Source organism: Lysobacter daejeonensis GH1-9 (assembly GCF_000768355.1).
In the GTDB taxonomy this organism is placed as follows: Bacteria; Pseudomonadota; Gammaproteobacteria; order Xanthomonadales; family Xanthomonadaceae; genus Aerolutibacter; species Aerolutibacter daejeonensis.
The window spans coordinates 76,775-93,215 of record NZ_AVPU01000003.1 but is presented as its reverse complement, the minus strand read 5'-3'; the positions used below and the strand labels follow the sequence as shown (position 1 = coordinate 93,215).

Annotated in this window: 19 protein-coding genes; 10 read left to right on the top strand and 9 right to left on the bottom strand. The window is 66.5% G+C overall.

The window, feature by feature from the left end; all coding sequences use genetic code 11:
* The first annotated feature begins 4 nt into the window (after positions 1–4).
* Complete coding sequence (locus tag N800_RS02730) at positions 5–1,204, top strand: efflux RND transporter periplasmic adaptor subunit (protein WP_036134514.1); 1,200 nt, start codon at positions 5–7, stop codon at positions 1,202–1,204.
* Between the two features lie 130 nt (positions 1,205–1,334).
* On the opposite strand, the gene N800_RS16050 is transcribed toward N800_RS02730, so the two are convergent.
* Positions 1,335–2,273 (bottom strand): hypothetical protein, encoded by a 939-nt coding sequence (locus N800_RS16050; RefSeq protein WP_198032454.1) that lies wholly within the window; start codon positions 2,271–2,273, stop codon positions 1,335–1,337.
* Between N800_RS16050 and N800_RS16045 the strand changes: the two genes are divergently transcribed.
* The gene (locus tag N800_RS16045; protein WP_198032453.1) at positions 2,250–2,681 is read left to right on the top strand and encodes a hypothetical protein; all 432 of its coding nucleotides are present in this window, start codon (positions 2,250–2,252) and stop codon (positions 2,679–2,681) included. The two genes, N800_RS16050 and N800_RS16045, sit on opposite strands and share 24 nt — an antisense overlap.
* Positions 2,682–2,808: 127 nt before the next feature.
* Here the strand turns inward: N800_RS16045 and N800_RS02720 are convergent, their stop codons facing one another.
* Together N800_RS02720 and N800_RS02715 are read right to left on the bottom strand one after the other, a co-directional pair.
* Positions 2,809–4,488 carry an ABC1 kinase family protein gene (locus N800_RS02720; protein WP_036134510.1) on the bottom strand — a complete coding sequence of 560 codons (1,680 nt, stop codon included), beginning with the start codon at positions 4,486–4,488 and terminating at the stop codon, positions 2,809–2,811.
* A 47-nt stretch (positions 4,489–4,535) separates the two neighbouring features.
* Positions 4,536–5,039 (bottom strand): phosphoglycerate mutase family protein, encoded by a 504-nt coding sequence (locus tag N800_RS02715; RefSeq protein WP_084087128.1) that lies wholly within the window; start codon positions 5,037–5,039, stop codon positions 4,536–4,538.
* Between the two features lie 55 nt (positions 5,040–5,094).
* On the opposite strand from N800_RS02715, the gene N800_RS02710 reads away from it, so the two are divergent.
* A complete protein-coding gene (locus N800_RS02710; RefSeq protein WP_084087126.1) occupies positions 5,095–5,997 on the top strand; it encodes an NAD-dependent protein deacetylase in 903 nt (300 codons plus the stop codon).
* On the opposite strand, the gene N800_RS02705 is transcribed toward N800_RS02710, so the two are convergent.
* The 3 genes from N800_RS02705 to N800_RS02695 all read right to left on the bottom strand — a co-directional run bounded on the left by N800_RS02705 (position 5,992) and on the right by N800_RS02695 (position 7,182).
* Positions 5,992–6,180 (bottom strand): YgaP family membrane protein, encoded by a 189-nt coding sequence (locus tag N800_RS02705; protein WP_036134507.1) that lies wholly within the window; start codon positions 6,178–6,180, stop codon positions 5,992–5,994. The genes N800_RS02710 and N800_RS02705 overlap by 6 nt on opposite strands.
* 111 nt (positions 6,181–6,291) lie before the next feature.
* Positions 6,292–6,885 (bottom strand): HAD family hydrolase, encoded by a 594-nt coding sequence (locus N800_RS02700; protein WP_036134505.1) that lies wholly within the window; start codon positions 6,883–6,885, stop codon positions 6,292–6,294.
* A gap of 30 nt (positions 6,886–6,915) precedes the next feature.
* Entirely contained in the window at positions 6,916–7,182 is a 267-nt protein-coding gene (locus tag N800_RS02695; RefSeq protein ID WP_036134503.1) for a DksA/TraR family C4-type zinc finger protein, read from the bottom strand.
* Positions 7,183–7,330: 148 nt separating this feature from the next.
* Here N800_RS02695 and N800_RS15800 point away from each other — a divergent pair, with 148 nt between their 5' ends.
* Positions 7,331–7,807, top strand: coding sequence for a hypothetical protein (locus N800_RS15800; RefSeq protein WP_156962846.1), 477 nt, complete (start codon positions 7,331–7,333; stop codon positions 7,805–7,807).
* A gap of 3 nt (positions 7,808–7,810) precedes the next feature.
* Here N800_RS15800 and N800_RS02685 read toward each other — a convergent pair whose 3' ends face one another.
* Positions 7,811–8,230 carry an Lrp/AsnC family transcriptional regulator gene (locus tag N800_RS02685; protein WP_036134498.1) on the bottom strand — a complete coding sequence of 140 codons (420 nt, stop codon included), beginning with the start codon at positions 8,228–8,230 and terminating at the stop codon, positions 7,811–7,813.
* Between the two features lie 145 nt (positions 8,231–8,375).
* Between N800_RS02685 and N800_RS02680 the strand changes: the two genes are divergently transcribed.
* Positions 8,376–9,422, top strand: a complete 1,047-nt coding sequence (locus N800_RS02680; RefSeq protein WP_036134497.1) for an ornithine cyclodeaminase — start codon at positions 8,376–8,378, stop codon at positions 9,420–9,422.
* A gap of 159 nt (positions 9,423–9,581) precedes the next feature.
* Positions 9,582–9,827, top strand: coding sequence for a DUF2789 domain-containing protein (locus tag N800_RS02675; RefSeq protein WP_036134494.1), 246 nt, complete (start codon positions 9,582–9,584; stop codon positions 9,825–9,827).
* 68 nt (positions 9,828–9,895) lie between these two features.
* Here N800_RS02675 and N800_RS02670 read toward each other — a convergent pair whose 3' ends face one another.
* A complete protein-coding gene (locus N800_RS02670; protein WP_036134492.1) occupies positions 9,896–10,135 on the bottom strand; it encodes a hypothetical protein in 240 nt (79 codons plus the stop codon).
* Between the two features lie 178 nt (positions 10,136–10,313).
* Positions 10,314–11,342 carry a magnesium transporter CorA family protein gene (locus tag N800_RS02665; protein ID WP_036134490.1) on the bottom strand — a complete coding sequence of 343 codons (1,029 nt, stop codon included), beginning with the start codon at positions 11,340–11,342 and terminating at the stop codon, positions 10,314–10,316.
* Positions 11,343–11,565: 223 nt separating this feature from the next.
* Here N800_RS02665 and N800_RS02660 point away from each other — a divergent pair, with 223 nt between their 5' ends.
* The 4 genes from N800_RS02660 (at position 11,566) to N800_RS02645 (ending at position 16,424) form a co-directional block, all read left to right on the top strand.
* Positions 11,566–12,306, top strand: coding sequence for an N-formylglutamate amidohydrolase (locus N800_RS02660; protein ID WP_198032452.1), 741 nt, complete (start codon positions 11,566–11,568; stop codon positions 12,304–12,306).
* Positions 12,307–12,469: 163 nt separating this feature from the next.
* Positions 12,470–14,173, top strand: coding sequence for a peptidase MATCAP family protein (locus tag N800_RS02655; protein WP_198032451.1), 1,704 nt, complete (start codon positions 12,470–12,472; stop codon positions 14,171–14,173).
* A gap of 5 nt (positions 14,174–14,178) precedes the next feature.
* Positions 14,179–15,231 carry a glutathione synthetase gene (locus tag N800_RS02650; RefSeq protein ID WP_036134485.1) on the top strand — a complete coding sequence of 351 codons (1,053 nt, stop codon included), beginning with the start codon at positions 14,179–14,181 and terminating at the stop codon, positions 15,229–15,231.
* An 89-nt stretch (positions 15,232–15,320) separates the two neighbouring features.
* Entirely contained in the window at positions 15,321–16,424 is a 1,104-nt protein-coding gene (locus N800_RS02645) for a DUF1615 domain-containing protein (protein WP_036134482.1), read from the top strand.
* Positions 16,425–16,441 lie beyond the last annotated feature (17 nt).

Below are 16,441 nucleotides of genomic sequence, written 5' to 3'. Positions count from 1 at the left end.
ACCGATGCCGGTAACCACACGCGCCCGTCTGCTCCGTTGGCTGCTCGCCCTCCTGGTGGTGGGCGCCCTCGTGACGCTGCTGATGTGGCCGAAGGCTACGCTGGTGGACACCGCACATGCCGACCGCGGCCCCGTGCGCGAAGTCGTCGAAGCGGAAGGCCGCACCCGGCTACGCGACCGCTACGTGATCACCGCGCCGATCGCGGCCACCGCGCGCCGCCTTGAACTGGAACCCGGCGATGCCGTGCAGCCCGGCCAGTCCCTGATAGTGCTGGATGCAATGGCCGCGCCCGCGCTGGATGCACGGGCGCTTGCTGCGGCCGAAGCGCAGGTGGCCGCTGCGCGTGGGCGATGGGCCGCGGCACGGGAGGCCGCAGCAGCCTCCGCAACGCACGCGCGTCAGGCTCAGGCCGACGCCGATCGCCTGCAGCGCCTGCGCCGCGACCAACTCGTGGCCGGCGCCACCGCGGACCAGGCCCGCACAGCGGCCAGCCAAGCGTTGCGTGAAGCCAACAGCGCCCGCTTCCTGGAGGCGACGGCCAAGCACGAGCTGACATCCGCCCAAGCCGTATTGGCGCACGGCAGTGGCGAGCGCGGCGCAACCGTGCTGCAACTCACCGCTCCTGTGGCCGGTGTGGTGCTGCGCCGCCATTTCGAAAGCGCGCGCCCGGTGCAACCCGGCGAGCCGCTGCTGGAGCTCGGCGACCCGGATGCACTGGAAGTGGAGGTGGACGTACTCTCCGCCGATGCCGTTCGCCTGCGTCCAGGCATGCGCGTCGAACTCGTCCGTTGGGGCGAAGCGCAACCGCTGCAGGGTCGCGTGCGCCGCATCGAGCCCGGTGGCTTCACCAAGGTGTCCGCATTGGGCGTGGAGGAGCAGCGCGTGTGGGTGATCGTGGACATCACCAGCCCACATGCGCTTTGGCATCACCTCGGCGAGGCCTACCGCGTCAATGCGCGCTTCTTGCTGCGTGAGGCCACGCCCGCGTTGCGCGTCCCTGCCAGCGCAGTCTTCTTCGATGGCAACACCGCCAACGTGTTCCGCATCGCGGAAGGCAAGGCGCGCCGCACGGCAGTCGTCGTTGGCCTCCAAGGCGAAGGCTGGGCGGAAATCCGCCACGGAATTTCTGTCGGGGATACCGTGATCGTGCACCCCGATCGGGCTTCGGAGGACGGCGACCGCATTCGTGGTCGGGCCCGTTGAACGGCTGCATCGACGGGACGTCCTCCCTTTCCGACCAGCAGCCAACCGCCAGCTGAACATTTTCTTCACAGGTGCGCTGACGCCGGCCAGATGTCAGTGCCCGTTCATGCGCCTTCACGCCAACTGCACATCAGGCGTGCGGGTGGTCCGCGGCCCATCCTGGAGACACGACATGAACGGTTACGGCCAGCGAATCCTGCTCGCGGTGGTGATCGGCACTTTGCTTGCCGTGGCGGCGCCCGTTGGCGCGCAGCAGGCGCAAGGCGACGAGCAGAACGAACATCCACGGCGCGGCGAAGGCCGTCGCGCACGCAACGAAGACCGGTCGAATGAGCCCGGCCAGGTGCAGCCGCCCCAGGCGGATAAGGCACCTGAGCGCCGACCCGAGCCCCATCCGGCGGCTGCGGAGCGCAGTGGACGCGCCCAGCCCCAATGGCAGCGGGGGCCCGAGCCCGCCGAGGGCGGGCGCCGATGGCAGCAAGCGGAGCGCCAGGAGCGCGACACGCGGCGCGAAGAGGCGTGGTCGCAGCGCATGGCCCAGCAGGCCGAACGCGAACAGCGCGATGAAGCTGCACGCGCCCGCGACCGGCGTGACCGAGCCTTCGGCCAGCAGCGGGAAGCCGAGGCCCGCGAACAGCAGGCACGGCAGCGCCAAGCCAATTCCGAGCCTGGCCGTGCGTTCCAAGCCCGTGGCGCACGCGAGGACAACCGTCCTCAGCCTGGGCAGGTGCGCGAGAACGATGAGCGACGTGGCCCCGCCTGGCGCGACCTGGATCGGGTGGCACAGGAGCGGCGCGACATCGATGAGCGCCGTGCCGTGGACCGCGATGGTCGTGAGCGTCGTCAGGACGCGCGTCGCGACGGCGCCGGCCCGCGCCTGTCCGCCCCGCAGCAGCGCCGCCTGATTGAAAACCAGCAGCGCCAGGCCGAGGCGTATCGCCATTCCCAGGCCAACCGCGAGCGCGTTGCCGAACAGTACAGTCGCACCCTGCGTGACCAGCGCCGTACGTCCCAGCACCGCTACCAGAACGACTACATCCGCCGAGTGCGTGACCATCACCACCGGCATGCCACGCGTCGCTGGGATTACTACAACGACCCGTTCTTCTACACCCCGGTCAGCTACCGCTATTACTTCAGCGGCTACCACTACGACACCAACCGTTACGGTGCCGACCTCCTGCGCGACGCGGTGCGCCGGGGCTACGAGGAAGGCTACTGGGCCGGCCGTGCCGACCGCATGGACGGCTGGCGCCCGGACTATCGCAGCTCATACGCCTATTCGGATGCCAGCTACGGCTACTACGGCTATTACGTCCCGTACGACGCCTACCGCTACTACTTCCGCCAAGGCTTCCGCCGTGGCTACGATGACGGCTACTACGGTGCGTACCGCTATGGCACCTACCGCCGGGGAACGCCTGCAATCCTGCCGGCAATCCTGGCCACGATCCTGGTGCTGGACGCCTTGGACTGATTACGGATCCGCTCCGACAACCGACCGTGCATTGCAATAACCTGACGCCCGGCAAGCCCGGGCGTCTTTTTTTCCCGGGGCTCCGCCGCGACTGCTCGCAGTTGCCAAGCGCGCGTGTGCACCACCTTCAGCGCCCGCCCCCGCTCCGCCAGATCGAGTACACCAGCCACGCCCCCGCCACGGCCGCGCCGAGAAAGCCCAGCAGTCCGAACACCGGCAAGCCCATCAGCGTTGGCCCACCCTCCACGGTCAAGGTGATCGATGAACCAACGATCAGCGCCGCCAACACCACGCCCACCGTCAATCGATTGGCCGAGTGGTCGATCTGCGCACTGAACTCCTTGAGGTGGTCGATATCGATGTGCACCTTGAGCTTGCCGCCACGCACCACGCGCACGATGCGCTGCAGGTCGCGTGGCAACGCTGCAAGGAACCGCGCCGTGTCGCCCAGTACGTGCCAGCCCTGGCGCGCAACTGCGCGTGGTCGGTAGCGCCCGAACATCACAACACGCAGGAAGGGCGCCGCCTCGCGGGCCATGTCGAAATCCGGGTCCAGCTTGCGCCCCAAGCCTTCGAGGGTGATGAACACCTTCACCAGCAGCGCGAGTTCCGAAGGGAGCGCCAGTTTGTGCGTGCGCAGCAGCCCGGTGACCTCCAGCAGCATCGCGGCCAGGTCCAGGTCACCCAGTCGCACGCCGTGGTACCGCTCGACGAACGCGTCGATGTCCTGCGTCAGCTGACCCTCATCAGCGTCCGACTGGCCGGTCCACTCCATCAGGACATCGCCAACCCGTTCCGGATCGTGGTCCACCAACCCATGCAGCAACGACACGATCTGCTCGCGGCGCGCCTGCGAAAGTCGACCGACCATGCCGTAATCAATCACTGCAATGCGAGAATCCGGCAGCACGAATACGTTGCCGGGGTGCGGATCGGCATGGAAGAAGCCGTCCTCCAGCACCATTTTCAGGATGGTCCGCGCACCCCGGCGCGCGATGAGCTTTCGGTCCACGCCTGCGGCATCCAGCGCGGCCGTATCCGCCACGGGAATGCCATCGATGTAGTCCTGCACATTCACCCGCTCGCTGGTGAAGTCCCAATGCACGGCTGGCACGACGATCTCGGGATGGCCCTCGAAGTTGGCTGCGATGCGTTCGGCGTGGCGGCATTCGGCGGCCAGGTCCAATTCCAGCATGAGCGAGGCGCGGAACTGTTTGACCACACCCACCGGCTGGAATTGCCGCCACTCGGGGAACTGCGCTTCGAACATCTGCGCGGCGCGCTGCAGCAGGCGCAGGTCGGCCTCGATCACCGGCCGGATGCCGGGGCGACGCACCTTGACCACCACCTGTCGGCCATCCTTGAGCGTGGCCCGGTGCACCTGTGCAATGGACGCCGCAGCCAAAGGAGTGGTGTCGAACGTGCGGAATACGTCGTCGGGCGGCGCGCCTAGATCCTCGACCAGTTGCGCGTGGATGGCTTCGTACGCAACCGCAGGGGCCTGGCTGTGCAGCTTGCCGAACTCGTTGATCCAGTCGGGTGGAAACAGGTCGACGCGGGTGGCCAACACCTGGCCCAACTTCACGAACGTCGGCCCCATGTCTTCCAGCGCGCGACGCACCCGTACTGGCGCGGGCAGCGCGGCGGACTCGGAAAGCTGCGACAGCGGCAACACCTTGCCGGCGCGGGCGACCACGGCGCCCAACCCCAGGCGACGCACCATGTCGCCGAAACCGTAATGCACCAGGATCGAGGCGATGTCGTGCACCCGTCCCAGGTCACGCACGGCGGTGAGGTGTTCCCACATGCCCAGACTCCTCCGGTTTCGCAATGTCCGTGGCGCGACGGCCAGCCTCAGGGCACGGGCCAACGCTCCTGTTGCAGCCGCACCTCGCCATTGGCTGGGATGACGACGATCATGGCACGGTCGTACTCACTTTCATCCATGTCCGCCACGCCGGGCGCACCCAGTGCCCGCGCCACCGCCGGCAGGGTATTGCTGTGGCCAACCACCAGCACGCTCTGGCCTGCATGGCGACCGCGCAGCACTTCGGCCAGCGAGTCGGCCGGCTCGCCCGCTGGGCGCACGGAGAGCGGCAGGCCGCGCGTTTTCGCAACGGGCCAGGCCGTGAGCTGCGTGCGCCGGAAGGGTGTGGCGTATACCGCTGCAATTGGCCGGTCGGCCAAGCGATCCACCAAGGCCTCGGCGCGGGCGCGGCCCTCGGCTGTCAGCAGCGGATCGCGCGAGCCGTCGGTCGCCTTCTCGGCGTGGCGCACCAATACCACCACCGTGTCCGGCGGGGCCGCCGTAGCCAAGGGGGCCGCCAGCAGGCACAAACCCAGCCACATCGATCGCATGTTTTCCGTCCCCGCGCGTCACGCCCTCTCCAGGATTCCAACGTAGCATGGCCGCATGGCAACCCCCGTCCCCGCGCCCAATGACGCCGCCCTGCAACTCGCGGACTGGATGGCCGCGCACCCCCTCGTGTTCGTGCTCACCGGTGCGGGCTGCAGCACGGGGTCGGGCATCCCGGATTACCGCGACGAAGACGGCAGCTGGAAGCGCAGGCCACCTGTCACCTACCAGGCCTTCGTGCAGGAGCCGCTGACCCGCGCACGATACTGGGCGCGCAGCTTCATTGGCTGGCCGCACATCGCCGCGGCCCGGCCCAATGCCACGCACGACGTACTGGCCCACTGGGAAGCCGAAGGCGGCGTGTCCGCGCTGGTCACCCAGAACGTGGATGGCCTGCATCAGCGGGCGGGTAGCCGCGAGGTCATCGACCTGCACGGCCGCCTGGACCAGATCGTCTGCCTGGGCTGCGGGCAACGCACCCCTCGCGCGTGGCTGCAGCAGCGACTGGTCGAACTCAACCCCGAATGGCGCCACCTCAGCGCAGCCACCGCGCCCGATGGCGATGCAGATCTGGACGGTGTCGATTTCGGCGAGTTCCGCGTCCCTGCCTGCGAAGCCTGCAGTGGCCTACTCAAACCGGACGTGGTGTTCTATGGCGAGAACGTGCCGCGTGCGCGCGTCAGTGCCGCCCAGCAGGCGTTGGCCCGCTCCGACGCGATGCTGGTGGTGGGCTCGTCGCTGATGGTGTACTCGGGTTACCGCTTCGCCCGCATGGCGCGCGAGGCCGGGTTGCCCTTGGCGATCCTGACCCGCGGTGTTACCCGCGCGGATGGGTTGGCCACACTCAAACTGCCCACGGACTGCGGCGATACCCTCGCGCGCGCCATGCACGCACGCAAGGAAATGGCCGGCGGCACCCCCCAGCGCCGCCGGCCGGCCTCCCCCACTGCAACGTTATGACCTGACCTTGCAGGTATTCATGCCCAGCAATGCATACAACGGGCAGAAGTTGAAAAGACCGGTCAACAAGGGCACCACGCCGATCCAGGCCCATGCCGGACCACCCATCGCCGCCCACGCGATCAGGGCCACGCCAAGCACCATGCGCAGCACCTTGTCCACGCCACCCACGTTCGCCTTCATACGCACCTCCATCAGGACGTTGTGGCGCCACGGTACCTGACCCGGCCCGGCAGGACTTGATCAAGGGCAAATGGCGCGACGAACGGCCGGCAACGGCCCAGCCGCGAGGCGTCAGGCGGGCAGCTCCTGCCAGCGGTAGTACCGCCGGCTGGCCAGGTCCAGCATGGGCTCGTCCTCGTGCGTATCGCCGTAGGCGTAGACCTCGCCGTACTCGCCCAGCCGGTAACGATCCAGGATCATCTGCGACTTGAACGGGCCGCAATCGCCCTCCAGCAGCCGGCCAGTCATGCGGCCGTCCCGCGCCTCCAACTCGTTGCAGATCAGCTCAAGACCATGGTTGCGGCACCAGGCGGCCAGGTACACATCCAGCGAGCAGGACACGACCACCACCCGGTCACCACGCGCCTTGTGCCAGTGGATGCGCTCCAGTGCATGCGGCCGCACGAAGGCGGGCAGCCTCTCCGATGCATAACGTTCGCCCGCGGCGCGCACCATGGCCTCGTCCTTGCCGCGGAAGGCAAACGCGCTGACCAGCGTGCGGATCATCGGTGCCGAAACGAGGCCCAGCTTGTACCCCACCACCACCGGGGCCAGCACGATGCGGCCAACCAGCAGGTGCCGGCGCGACAGGGCGTGGGGCAGGAACGACGAGAACGTGTCGTTGACCGTGATCGTTCCATCGAAGTCGAACAGAGCCAGGTCCATCGGGTGCGTCCTGCAGGATGTGGCGACAGCTTACCGGAGTTGGCTGTCCTTGCTGCCCCGGCGGTTGTACCCGGCGAAGGCGTCCTGTTCCTGATCATGGGCCTCCTGGCACGGTACGCACAGGCGCACCCCGGGCATGGCCTTGCGCCGCGCCTCCGGGATCACGGCGTCGCACTCCTCGCAACGCTCGCGACCGGGCCCCTGCGGCAATTGGCTACGCGCACGCTGGATGGCGTCCTTGATGGTCGCGTCGATCTGGTCCTGTACGGCACCGTCGCCGGCCCAACCGGTGGCCATGGCTGTCTCCGGGTTTCGCTGTCTGGTCTTCAAGCATACGCCTGGGGTCCGAACATCGATTGAATGATGCCCATTGAATCGCCTGGCCCTTGACCACGCGATCACAAGGGAGTCGCCACGGTGGAATCCCCCCGTGCTGGAATCAGGCATGCATCGCCATCTGTCCCTGATTGCCCTTCTTGTGCTGGCCGGTTGTTCCGCGCAACCCGACGGCCCAGCGCCGTCAACGGGCGAACAGCCCGCCTACGGCGCGGAGTCTCCGTCACAGCCGGCCCCAGACCCGTCGCCGGCAACCCCTGCTCCCGCGCCCGATACACCCTCGCCCCCATCCCAGGCGACCTCGGGCGCTCCCGCACGCTTCCAGGGCACCTTCGCCATCGACGAGCAGGCCTGTGGCCAAATTGGTCACGAAAGCCGACTGACATTGTCAGCGGGCCGCATCCAGTTCCACGAAAGCAGTGGCTCGATCGAGCAGGCACATGTCACGGGCAATACGCTACAGCTGGCGGCGCGCCTGACCGGCGAAGGCGAGACCCGCGAGGCCACCTACCGCTTCGAACTGCTGCAGGATGGGCTCCAGTTGCGCGACCTGGACCACGGCATGGTCCGCGTGCGCTGCCCCTGAGACTCAGCCGCGGAAGCTGTGCAGGTGGATGCTGGTCTCGGTGGCGCTGACGCCCTTGATGCGACGGATCCGCTCCAACGTGGCCGAAAGCTCGGTGAGCGACCCCACGCGCAGCTCGGCGAGCAGGTCCCAGCGGCCATTGGTGTCATGCAGCGCGGCCACGCCGGGTTCGCCCAGCAGTGCGCGAATCACGCCCTGCTGGTTGCCCTCCACCGCCACGCCGGTCCACGCGTGGATCTCGTCGGGCGCGGCATCGGGTCGCAACCGCAGCGTGTAGCCCGCGATCACCCCGTCGCGCTCCAGCCGGGCGATGCGGTTGGTGATCGTGCCACGCGACACCCCCAACGCCTGGGCCAGGTCGGCGATGGAGGTGCGGGCGTTGTGCCGGAGTTTCGCGATCAAGCGGTGGTCGAGGTCGTCCATGGCGGCATCACGCTCTCATCTTGCGTCAAAATGCCAGAGTACTTTAACTAAATAACATCATTCTGGCTTTTTACTTGTATTTTTGCTGTTTTGCCCTGACGAACGACTGGGCAGAATGTCCCTACCACTTCCCACTCGGACCGCCATGACCACTCTGCTGACCACCCGTGACGTCGCTCGCATCGTCGCCGCCCATGGCCTGCCGCAGATGCTGGCACGCATGGTCGAGTATCTCGAGGCGGATTTCCGCCGTTGGCCGGACTTCGAGAAGTGCGCACGGCTGGCCTCCCACTCGGAGGTGGGCGTCATCGAACTGATGCCGGTCTCCGACGCCACCGATTACAGCTTCAAGTACGTCAACGGCCACCCCAAGAACACCCGCGAAGGCCTGCCCACGGTGATGGCCTTCGGCGTGCTGGCCGACGTCGCCACCGGCATGCCCACACTGCTCAGCGAGTTGACCCTGACCACCGCGATGCGCACCGCCGGCACCTCGGTGATGGCGGCCAAGCGGTTGGCCCGGCCGGACAGCAAGGTGATGGCGCTGGTGGGTAACGGCGCGCAGAGCGAATTCCAGGCACTGGCCTTCCACCATCTGCTGGGCATCGATCAGGTGCGCCTGTATGACGTGGACACCGAGGCCACGGCCAAGCTCACCGCGCACCTGCAGGCCGCCGCCCCTACCCTGCGCGTAGTGCGTTGCGGCAGCATCGCCGAAGCGGTGCGCGGCGCGGACATCGTCACCACGGTGACCGCCGACAAGACCAACGCCACCATCCTGACCCCGGAGATGCTGGAGCCGGGCATGCACGTCAATGGTGTGGGCGGCGACTGCCCCGGCAAGACCGAACTGCACCCGGGCGTGCTGCAACGCTCGCGCGTGTTCGTGGAGTTCGAGCCGCAGACCCGCATCGAAGGCGACCTGCAACACCTCCCCGCCGACTTTGCGGTGACCGAGTTCTGGCGGGTGCTGACCGGCCAGGCCGAGGGGCGCCGCGATGCCAGCGAAACCACCGTGTTCGACTCGGTCGGCTTCGCGCTGGAGGACTACTCGGCCTTGCGACTGCTGCGCGACTGCGCACGCGAATTGGGACTGGGAGCCGACGCCGACATCATTCCGGCGCTGGCCGACCCCAAGGATCTGTATGGCCACCTGATGGGTGCACCGCAGGCGCAGAGCCAAGCGGCCTGAGCTCCACTGCAACAGCGAGCCCCAAAGAGGGACGACTTGGCCGCAAGGACGCGGCACCCAATCCCGGACGGACTGCATCCCCTTGGTTGATGATGCGGTCTTGATACCGGCGGCGGTACGCTGGGCCCTGTCGACCCGCCAACGCGGCACGGAGCCCCCATGGAACACCCCGTCCATCCGTTTTCCGAACTCTTCGCCCAGTTGGGCCTGCCCAACAGCCACGAAGACATCCGCCAGTTCCTCGCCACCCACGCGCCCTTGCCCGACAACGTGCGACTGGAAGAGGCGCCGTTCTGGACGCCTGCCCAAGCCGAGTTACTGCGCGAAGAGCGCGTGGATGACGCCGACTGGATCGTGGTGATTGACCAGCTCAACGTGGCGATGCACGCTTCGCCGGCGACCTGACGGCCCTGGCGTCACCACCGAATGGCGCCACGCCAGCCGGACATTCCGACCCCAACGCGCGCTGACAGTCAGCCGCTGCACCCGCCGCAACAGATCGACGGCAACTGGGTGACCTGCTCGGGCGTGATCGGGTATCCAGCCTGAGTCATCAGCACGACTACGTCGACCGCGGTAAACACGCCTGCGAGGCGCAGCGCAGCGCCTGTGGCATCGAAATCGACCAATGCCGCGGGGTCCGCGCTAAGCACTGCGGCCTCGACGGCGCCGAGGTCGGGCTGCCCGTTGGCAAAATGAACGCGAAATTCCACGCACTGGTCCTCCAGACATCGTCAGGATCGGGTCCTGCTGACCATGCTGACCATGGTGGCCGCGGCTGCCCCGCCATGCCCTGACGCCGGTCAAGTGAGCGGTGAAGCCCCCGGGGCCCATGACGCCTCAGGACGCCATGTTGCGTTGGGCGACCTCATCTCGAAGGCGGCTTCACCATCAGATCCACCGCCGCCAGCGGGCAACAATGATGGAAGCCACCGCGACCAGCGCCATCCCCGCGAAGGCAGTCCAGAAACCGCGTCCTCCCGTATCGAAGAACGGGGCGGCAAAGTTCATGCCCAACGTGCCAGCGACCACCGACAGAGTGCCCAGCAGCACGGTGACAAATGTCAGTGTGCGGATGGTGTCGTTGGTCCTCTCGGAGCTGCGGGTGGCGAAGAGTTCGAAGCTGCCCACTACCAGGTCCCGGGCGTTCTCCACCGCATCCATGGCGCGTTCGAAGCGCTGTTCCAGCGCGCGGAAGTGCTTGTCGGCAATTCCGGCGTCGTCCGGCCTGAAGTCTGGGCGCGCCATCGCCCCGAACACGTGCCGATGCGGTGCCAGCATGCGACGCAGGCGCGATGCACCGCGGCGCAGGTCCACCAGGTCCTGCAGGCTTTGACGCGGTGCCCGCACTGACAAGACGGACACCTCCAGGCGGTCCACCGCGGCCTCGAAATCGGATACGGCATGAAGGTAGCTGTCCACCAGCCAACCCAGAAGCGACGCGGTGAAGCTTTCTGCGCTCAGCGTGCCGAGGCGGGTGTCGGCATGCTCGCGCCCACGCAACTCGTCCAGGAAATGGAGCGAACCGCGATGCAGGCTGACAACAACGTTGTGGCCGCAGACGATCGCGAGCCCGCGCCCCCTGAAGCGCAAACCGCCTTCGTGCTCGACCGCGACCGCCTGAGCGAGGAACCAGTCACCGAAGCTGGCCAGGCCCGCACGTCCGTCCAGTGACTTCAGTACCTCAGCCGCGTCCGGCCCCAATTGCAGCTGCCGCACCAGCGGATCGATCAGGAGGGCGGCTTCGCCGGAGTCGGTGTCCTCAACGTCCACCCATAGCAACTGGCGTTCGGTCAGCCCGCTGACACCCACCTCGGCGAGGTCGACATCGCGATCCACAGCTTCGCCATCGAACAGGAAGGCGCGCAGGTTGGCCTCAGCGATCAATGGCGATCGCGGCGTGCAGGCATTGTTCTGCATGGGAAACGTTGACCCTCCGTTTGGGGGCCATCTTCGCCACGGGTCGCGAAGGTCAGGTGAACGCGGAGGCGAATGAGGGCTGAATGCATTGGCGGTTTCGACTGGGCGTGCACGCCGGGCGTTCTAGCTTGGAGTCACCCGCCCGTTGCGAATTGTGATGACTCCCTACCAACCATGCCCGATCCAGCCCTGGTGGCGGTTGCAGCGTAGCGACGACTGTGTGGTGGCAACGGCCATCCATGATGGCCATGCGCTGCGCCGGGAAGTGCAGGCGGCAATGGCATTACCAGAAGGGGCGCGCCTGCGCGAAGAGGACCCTTTTACCGGCCAGGCGATCCTCGACATTCCCACGCACGTCATCCCGGTGCCATCCCGCTTCGAGTGCGACCTGAACCGGGGCGAAGCTGATGCCATCTACGCCACGCCCGAGCAGGCGTGGGGGCTGGATGTCTGGCGCGCCCCCCCGCACCCCGACTTGATGGAGCGCTCGCTGCGGTACCACCGGGCCTTCTACACAATGATGCGCCACTTGCTCGACGACGTGGCCGCGCAAGGCCCCTTCGTGTTGCTTGACGTGCACAGCTACAACCACCGCCGGGCCGGACCATCGGTCGACGCGACACCCTCGGCGGATGCACCGGACATCAATATCGGCACTTTCTCGATGCCGCGCGAGGGCTGGGGCTGGCTGCTGGACCCGCTGATAGACGCCATGTGCGAGTTCGATTTCCTCGGGCGCCGGTTGGATGTGCGCGAGAACGTGGCGTTTCAAGGCAAGGGGCAGCTGACGCGCTTCGTGCACCAGAACTACCCCGAAATGGGATGTGCCATCGCCATCGAGTTCAAGAAGTTCTTCATGGACGAATGGACTGGCGAGCCGGATAGCGCCGAGCTGCAGGCGATGCGCGGCCTGATGACGCATGTGGCCGATACGAGTCGAAAGTTACTGCAGGCCCATGGCTAGATCCGCACCCCACCCCGGGCAGCACCCGCCCGCCCCCGACTTGGATGCGGCGGGAGCGTATCGCCACGAGTCGGGGCTGGGCGTACGGGTGCATCTGGACCGTCCCTTGCCGTTCGTTGTGCTGCACCGACGCGCGCCCGACGGCGATGGCCTGGCGCTACGCGTGGCCGCAATCAGTCCCACCCACCTCATCTGGCCTGGCGATGCCGACGCCGATGCCGAGGCCGTGGGAATCCTGGACACGCTGCTGCAGCGACTTAGCGAGCAGTTCCCCCGCTTCCTGCTGATCTCCTTGTACGACCTGCCGACGGATGAACGCATCGAGCAGGACAGCCCCCGGCTGGAGAAATTCCGATTCGTGCTCGGCACGTCGCAGGCGCAGCCCGCACGCGAGGCGTCGGACGCACTGGCCACTGCACTTGAAGGAATTTGCCTGGATCTGCGCACTGCCGCGGTGGAGCCGGCGGAGGCGGTATACGCGGAGCCGGGGGTGGAGGCGACACTGGAACGCTATCCCGGCGTGTCACACCTGTCCCTTGGGCTACCGCAGGTCTACAGGGTGCCGCAGACGCAGCGCGTCTATCCCCAGGTCTTCAGTGCGCTGGAATCTAGCGTTTTCGATGCCTTACTGCACGGTTTTGCCGCATTCGTGGACGCGACCACGCCTGGACCGACGACGCACCCGCGAACCCTGGGACGCAGTTCCTTCGTGCATGCCGCGCTCGCAGCCGACGAGGCGTTGGATACGATCAGCCGGTCGTTCGACTTCCTGCTGGGTGTTTCGCCAATCAACAGCACGCAGGCATTCGAGCAGTTCATGGCCGACAAGGCGGCGAAGCCGCCCGTCTTCCGTTACCGGCCATTGACGGTAGACGTGGATGAAGCCAAGCGTGCCATCTACTCGGTGGACCTGCGCGCGGTTGAAGACCCGGTGCTTGAGTCCGTGTTCAGCGAGAAACAGCACGAGCTTGATCTCCAATTGACCCTGTTGCATGCGCGCAACACGCCAAACTTCCGTCATGCCTCGCTGATGCAGTACGGCGGCGTGGACCCGGACTTGCTTGCACTGGCAGAGTCCGTCCTGACCGACTTGCCTGCCGAGGCCGGCAACGCGCGCACCGAGGTCATCGGTCCCCCGCGCATCCGGCACGCGGCGGAGGCGTTGATCAACGAGTACCGGGCGGCCTCGCCGGACTTTGCCGCGGACGTCTGTATACGCGACGACATTGGCCCCGGTTTGATGGTCAGTGGCAACGCGTTACTGATATCCAGCGCGACCAGGATGCCGGCAGCACGACTGGACGCCCTGTTGCAGCATGAGGTCAGCGTCCACGTGCTCACCTGCGTCAACGGCCGCCAGCAGGGGCTGCAGGTCTTCGGCAACGGTCTCGCCGGATACGAGGGCATCCAGGAAGGGCTAGGCGTGTTCGCAGAGTATCTCGCGGGTGGATTGACCCGCGCGCGGCTGCGCCTGCTCGGCGCACGGGTGGTCGCCGTGCAAGCCCTGCTGCAGGGAGCTGACTTCATCGAAACATGGCGGCTGCTCCATCACGGCCACGGCTTCCAGCCCCAGTCGGCGTTTTCCATCGCCACCCGTGTGCATCGCTCGGGGGGCCTTACCAAGGATGCGATCTACCTGGGCGGACTTGCCCAGGTGTTCGCCATCGTGGCCACCGGGCAGGACCTCACACCGTTCTGGTGCGGAAAGATCGCACCCCACCACGTCCCAATCGTCGACGAGCTCCGTTCGCGCGGGATTTTACGGCCGCCGCTCGTCCAACCCCAATTCCTTACCCGCCCCACGAGCCTGGCACGCATAGCCCGGATACGTGCAGGGGCGCCCTTCATCGAAATCCTCCGAGGCTGAATCCCATGCTCATTGCCTTCTTCGTCAATGCACTCAAGGATGAGTACCCCCGCTACACCACCACGGTCCTGGCGCATGAGGCGTCGCGCCGCGGGCACGATGTCTGTTACATCACGCCCGACGACTTTGTCCTCAGCCCAGACGATGCACTGCGCGTGCACGCCCACTTTGTCCCGGCGGCAAAAACCCGCACCCGCTCGCTGGACAGGTTCTTCAAGGACATGCGAGCAGCGGCGAAGAACAGCAAGCTGATAGACATCGACGACGTCGACGTCCTGATGCTGCGCAATGATCCATCCAACGATGCCATCGAACGACCGTGGGCGCAGGACATCGGCATCCAGTTCGGGCGGCGCGCCATCGAGCGCGGTGTGCTGGTGCTCAACGATCCGGACTCGCTGTCGCACGCCATGAACAAGCTGTACTTCCAGTCCTTCCCACGCGAGGTTCGCGCCGATACGCTCATCACCCGCAAGCCGGAGGACATCAAGAAGTTCGCCCGCAAGCATGGCGGCAAGGTCGTACTCAAGCCCCTGCAGGGCTCCGGCGGTCAGGGCGTTTTCCTGGTAAATGCCAAAACGGCGGCAAACCTGAACCAGATGATCGATGCGATCAGTCGCGATGGCTACGTGATTGCCCAGTCCTACGTGAAGGATGCTGAAAAGGGCGACATCCGATTCTTCCTCATGAACGGCAGGCCGCTCAGCGTGGACGGGAAGTTTGCGGCAATGCGGCGCGTCAGTTCGAAGGACGACATCCGCAGCAACATCCATGCCGGGGGTAAGGCCGTCGCGGTGAAGATATCCGAGCGTGAGCTGCGCGTGGCCGAACTGATCCGCCCCAAGCTTCTGGCTGATGGCATGTTCTTGGTGGGAATCGACATCATCGGCGACACCATCCTCGAGGTGAATGTGTTCAGCCCGGGTAACCTGCAGGCGTGCACGGACATGGCGGGGGTGAACTTCGCAACCGCCATCGTGGAATCCATCGAGCGGAAGGTGCAGATCGCACAGGAGTTCCCGGGCCAGTTCACCAACCAGGCGCTGGCGGTGATGTAACAAGGGCCGCGGCCCGGGTTCAAGGCATCGTTCAGCCTGGCCACGGGGTTGGAGGTGCGCACCGGTGCAGGGCTGGTTACCCTGCGCCGATGCAATCCCATCACCCTCGCCTTTTCCTGTTGCTGGCCTGCCTGCTGGGCGTGGCCTCTTGCTCCCGGCCTGACCCGCAACCCACGCCGGCGCAGATTCGCGCCCAGGTCGCCCGGCTGCTGCCGGTTACCCTGCAAGAACGCGCCGGCTGGGCGCAGGACGTGCAGGTGGCGTTCACGTCGCTCGGCATTCGGCCGGTGCCGCCCAACCTTTGCGCCGCTCTGGCGGTAATCGAGCAGGAGACCGGCTACAACCCAGACCCGGTTGTGCTGGGCTTGGCGAAGATCGCGCGCACGGAAATCGAGAGCCGGGCGGGCCGATTGGGCGTCCCACGTTTCGTGGTGGGCGCGGCCTTGGCGATGGATGCCCCCGATGGACGCCCCTACAGCGAGCACCTGGCTGCCGTCCGCACCGAGCATGATCTCAGTCGCTTGTACGAGGGACTCATCGACGGCGTGCCACTGGGCAAGCGTTTGCTCGGCCACGCCAACCCCGTGCGCACCGGGGGCCCCATGCAGGTCAGTATCGCGTTCGCCGAGGCCCTCGCCGATGCACGGCCCTACCCCTACCACGTGACCGGCAGCATCCGCGACGAAGTGTTCAGCCGCCGCGGCGGGGTGTATTTCGGGATCGCGCACCTGCTGGCATACGAGGCTTCGTACCCGCACTTGCGCTACAGGTTTGCCGACTTCAACGCCGGGCTCTACGCCAGTCGCAATGCGGCATTCCAGCATGCATTGAGTTTGGCCAGTGGCATTCCGCTCGCCCTGGACGGAGACCTGCTACCGCATGGCAGCGGGAGGAATCGGGTCGGACAGACAGAATTGGCCGCCCGTACGCTGGCCCCCTCGTTGGGCAGCGATGACGCGGCGATACGGCGTGCATTGAAACTGGGGCATACGCTCCGCTTCGAGGAGACCGATCTCTACCATGACGTGTTCGCCATGGCCGAGCGCGAGACTGGCAAGCCGTTGCCACGCGCGATGATGCCGCGCATCCGCCTGCAAAGCCCCAAGATAACCCGTCGCCTGACCACGGAGTGGTTCGCCACGCGCGTGGAGAAGCGCTACAGGCAGTGCATGGCTCGCGCCGCAAGCGGCTGAGGCGACCGGCATTGACT

Excerpts from the sequence above, each read along its gene's own strand:
- N800_RS16050 (WP_198032454.1), bottom strand. The coding sequence starts at position 2,273 with ATGCCGGTGGTGATGGTCACGCACTCGGCGGATGTAGTCGTTCTGGTA.
- N800_RS02650 (WP_036134485.1), top strand. The coding sequence starts at position 14,179 with ATGCTCATTGCCTTCTTCGTCAATGCACTCAAGGATGAGTACCCCCGC.
- N800_RS02675 (WP_036134494.1), top strand. The coding sequence starts at position 9,582 with ATGGAACACCCCGTCCATCCGTTTTCCGAACTCTTCGCCCAGTTGGGC.
- N800_RS02720 (WP_036134510.1), bottom strand. The coding sequence starts at position 4,488 with ATGTGGGAACACCTCACCGCCGTGCGTGACCTGGGACGGGTGCACGAC.
- N800_RS02700 (WP_036134505.1), bottom strand. The coding sequence starts at position 6,885 with ATGGACCTGGCTCTGTTCGACTTCGATGGAACGATCACGGTCAACGAC.
- N800_RS02645 (WP_036134482.1), top strand. The coding sequence starts at position 15,321 with ATGCAATCCCATCACCCTCGCCTTTTCCTGTTGCTGGCCTGCCTGCTG.
- N800_RS02715 (WP_084087128.1), bottom strand. The coding sequence starts at position 5,039 with ATGCGATCGATGTGGCTGGGTTTGTGCCTGCTGGCGGCCCCCTTGGCT.
- N800_RS02680 (WP_036134497.1), top strand. The coding sequence starts at position 8,376 with ATGACCACTCTGCTGACCACCCGTGACGTCGCTCGCATCGTCGCCGCC.
- N800_RS02710 (WP_084087126.1), top strand. The coding sequence starts at position 5,095 with ATGGCAACCCCCGTCCCCGCGCCCAATGACGCCGCCCTGCAACTCGCG.
- N800_RS02730 (WP_036134514.1), top strand. The coding sequence starts at position 5 with ATGCCGGTAACCACACGCGCCCGTCTGCTCCGTTGGCTGCTCGCCCTC.
- N800_RS02705 (WP_036134507.1), bottom strand. The coding sequence starts at position 6,180 with ATGAAGGCGAACGTGGGTGGCGTGGACAAGGTGCTGCGCATGGTGCTT.
- N800_RS02665 (WP_036134490.1), bottom strand. The coding sequence starts at position 11,342 with ATGCAGAACAATGCCTGCACGCCGCGATCGCCATTGATCGCTGAGGCC.
- N800_RS02685 (WP_036134498.1), bottom strand. The coding sequence starts at position 8,230 with ATGGACGACCTCGACCACCGCTTGATCGCGAAACTCCGGCACAACGCC.
- N800_RS15800 (WP_156962846.1), top strand. The coding sequence starts at position 7,331 with ATGCATCGCCATCTGTCCCTGATTGCCCTTCTTGTGCTGGCCGGTTGT.
- N800_RS02695 (WP_036134503.1), bottom strand. The coding sequence starts at position 7,182 with ATGGCCACCGGTTGGGCCGGCGACGGTGCCGTACAGGACCAGATCGAC.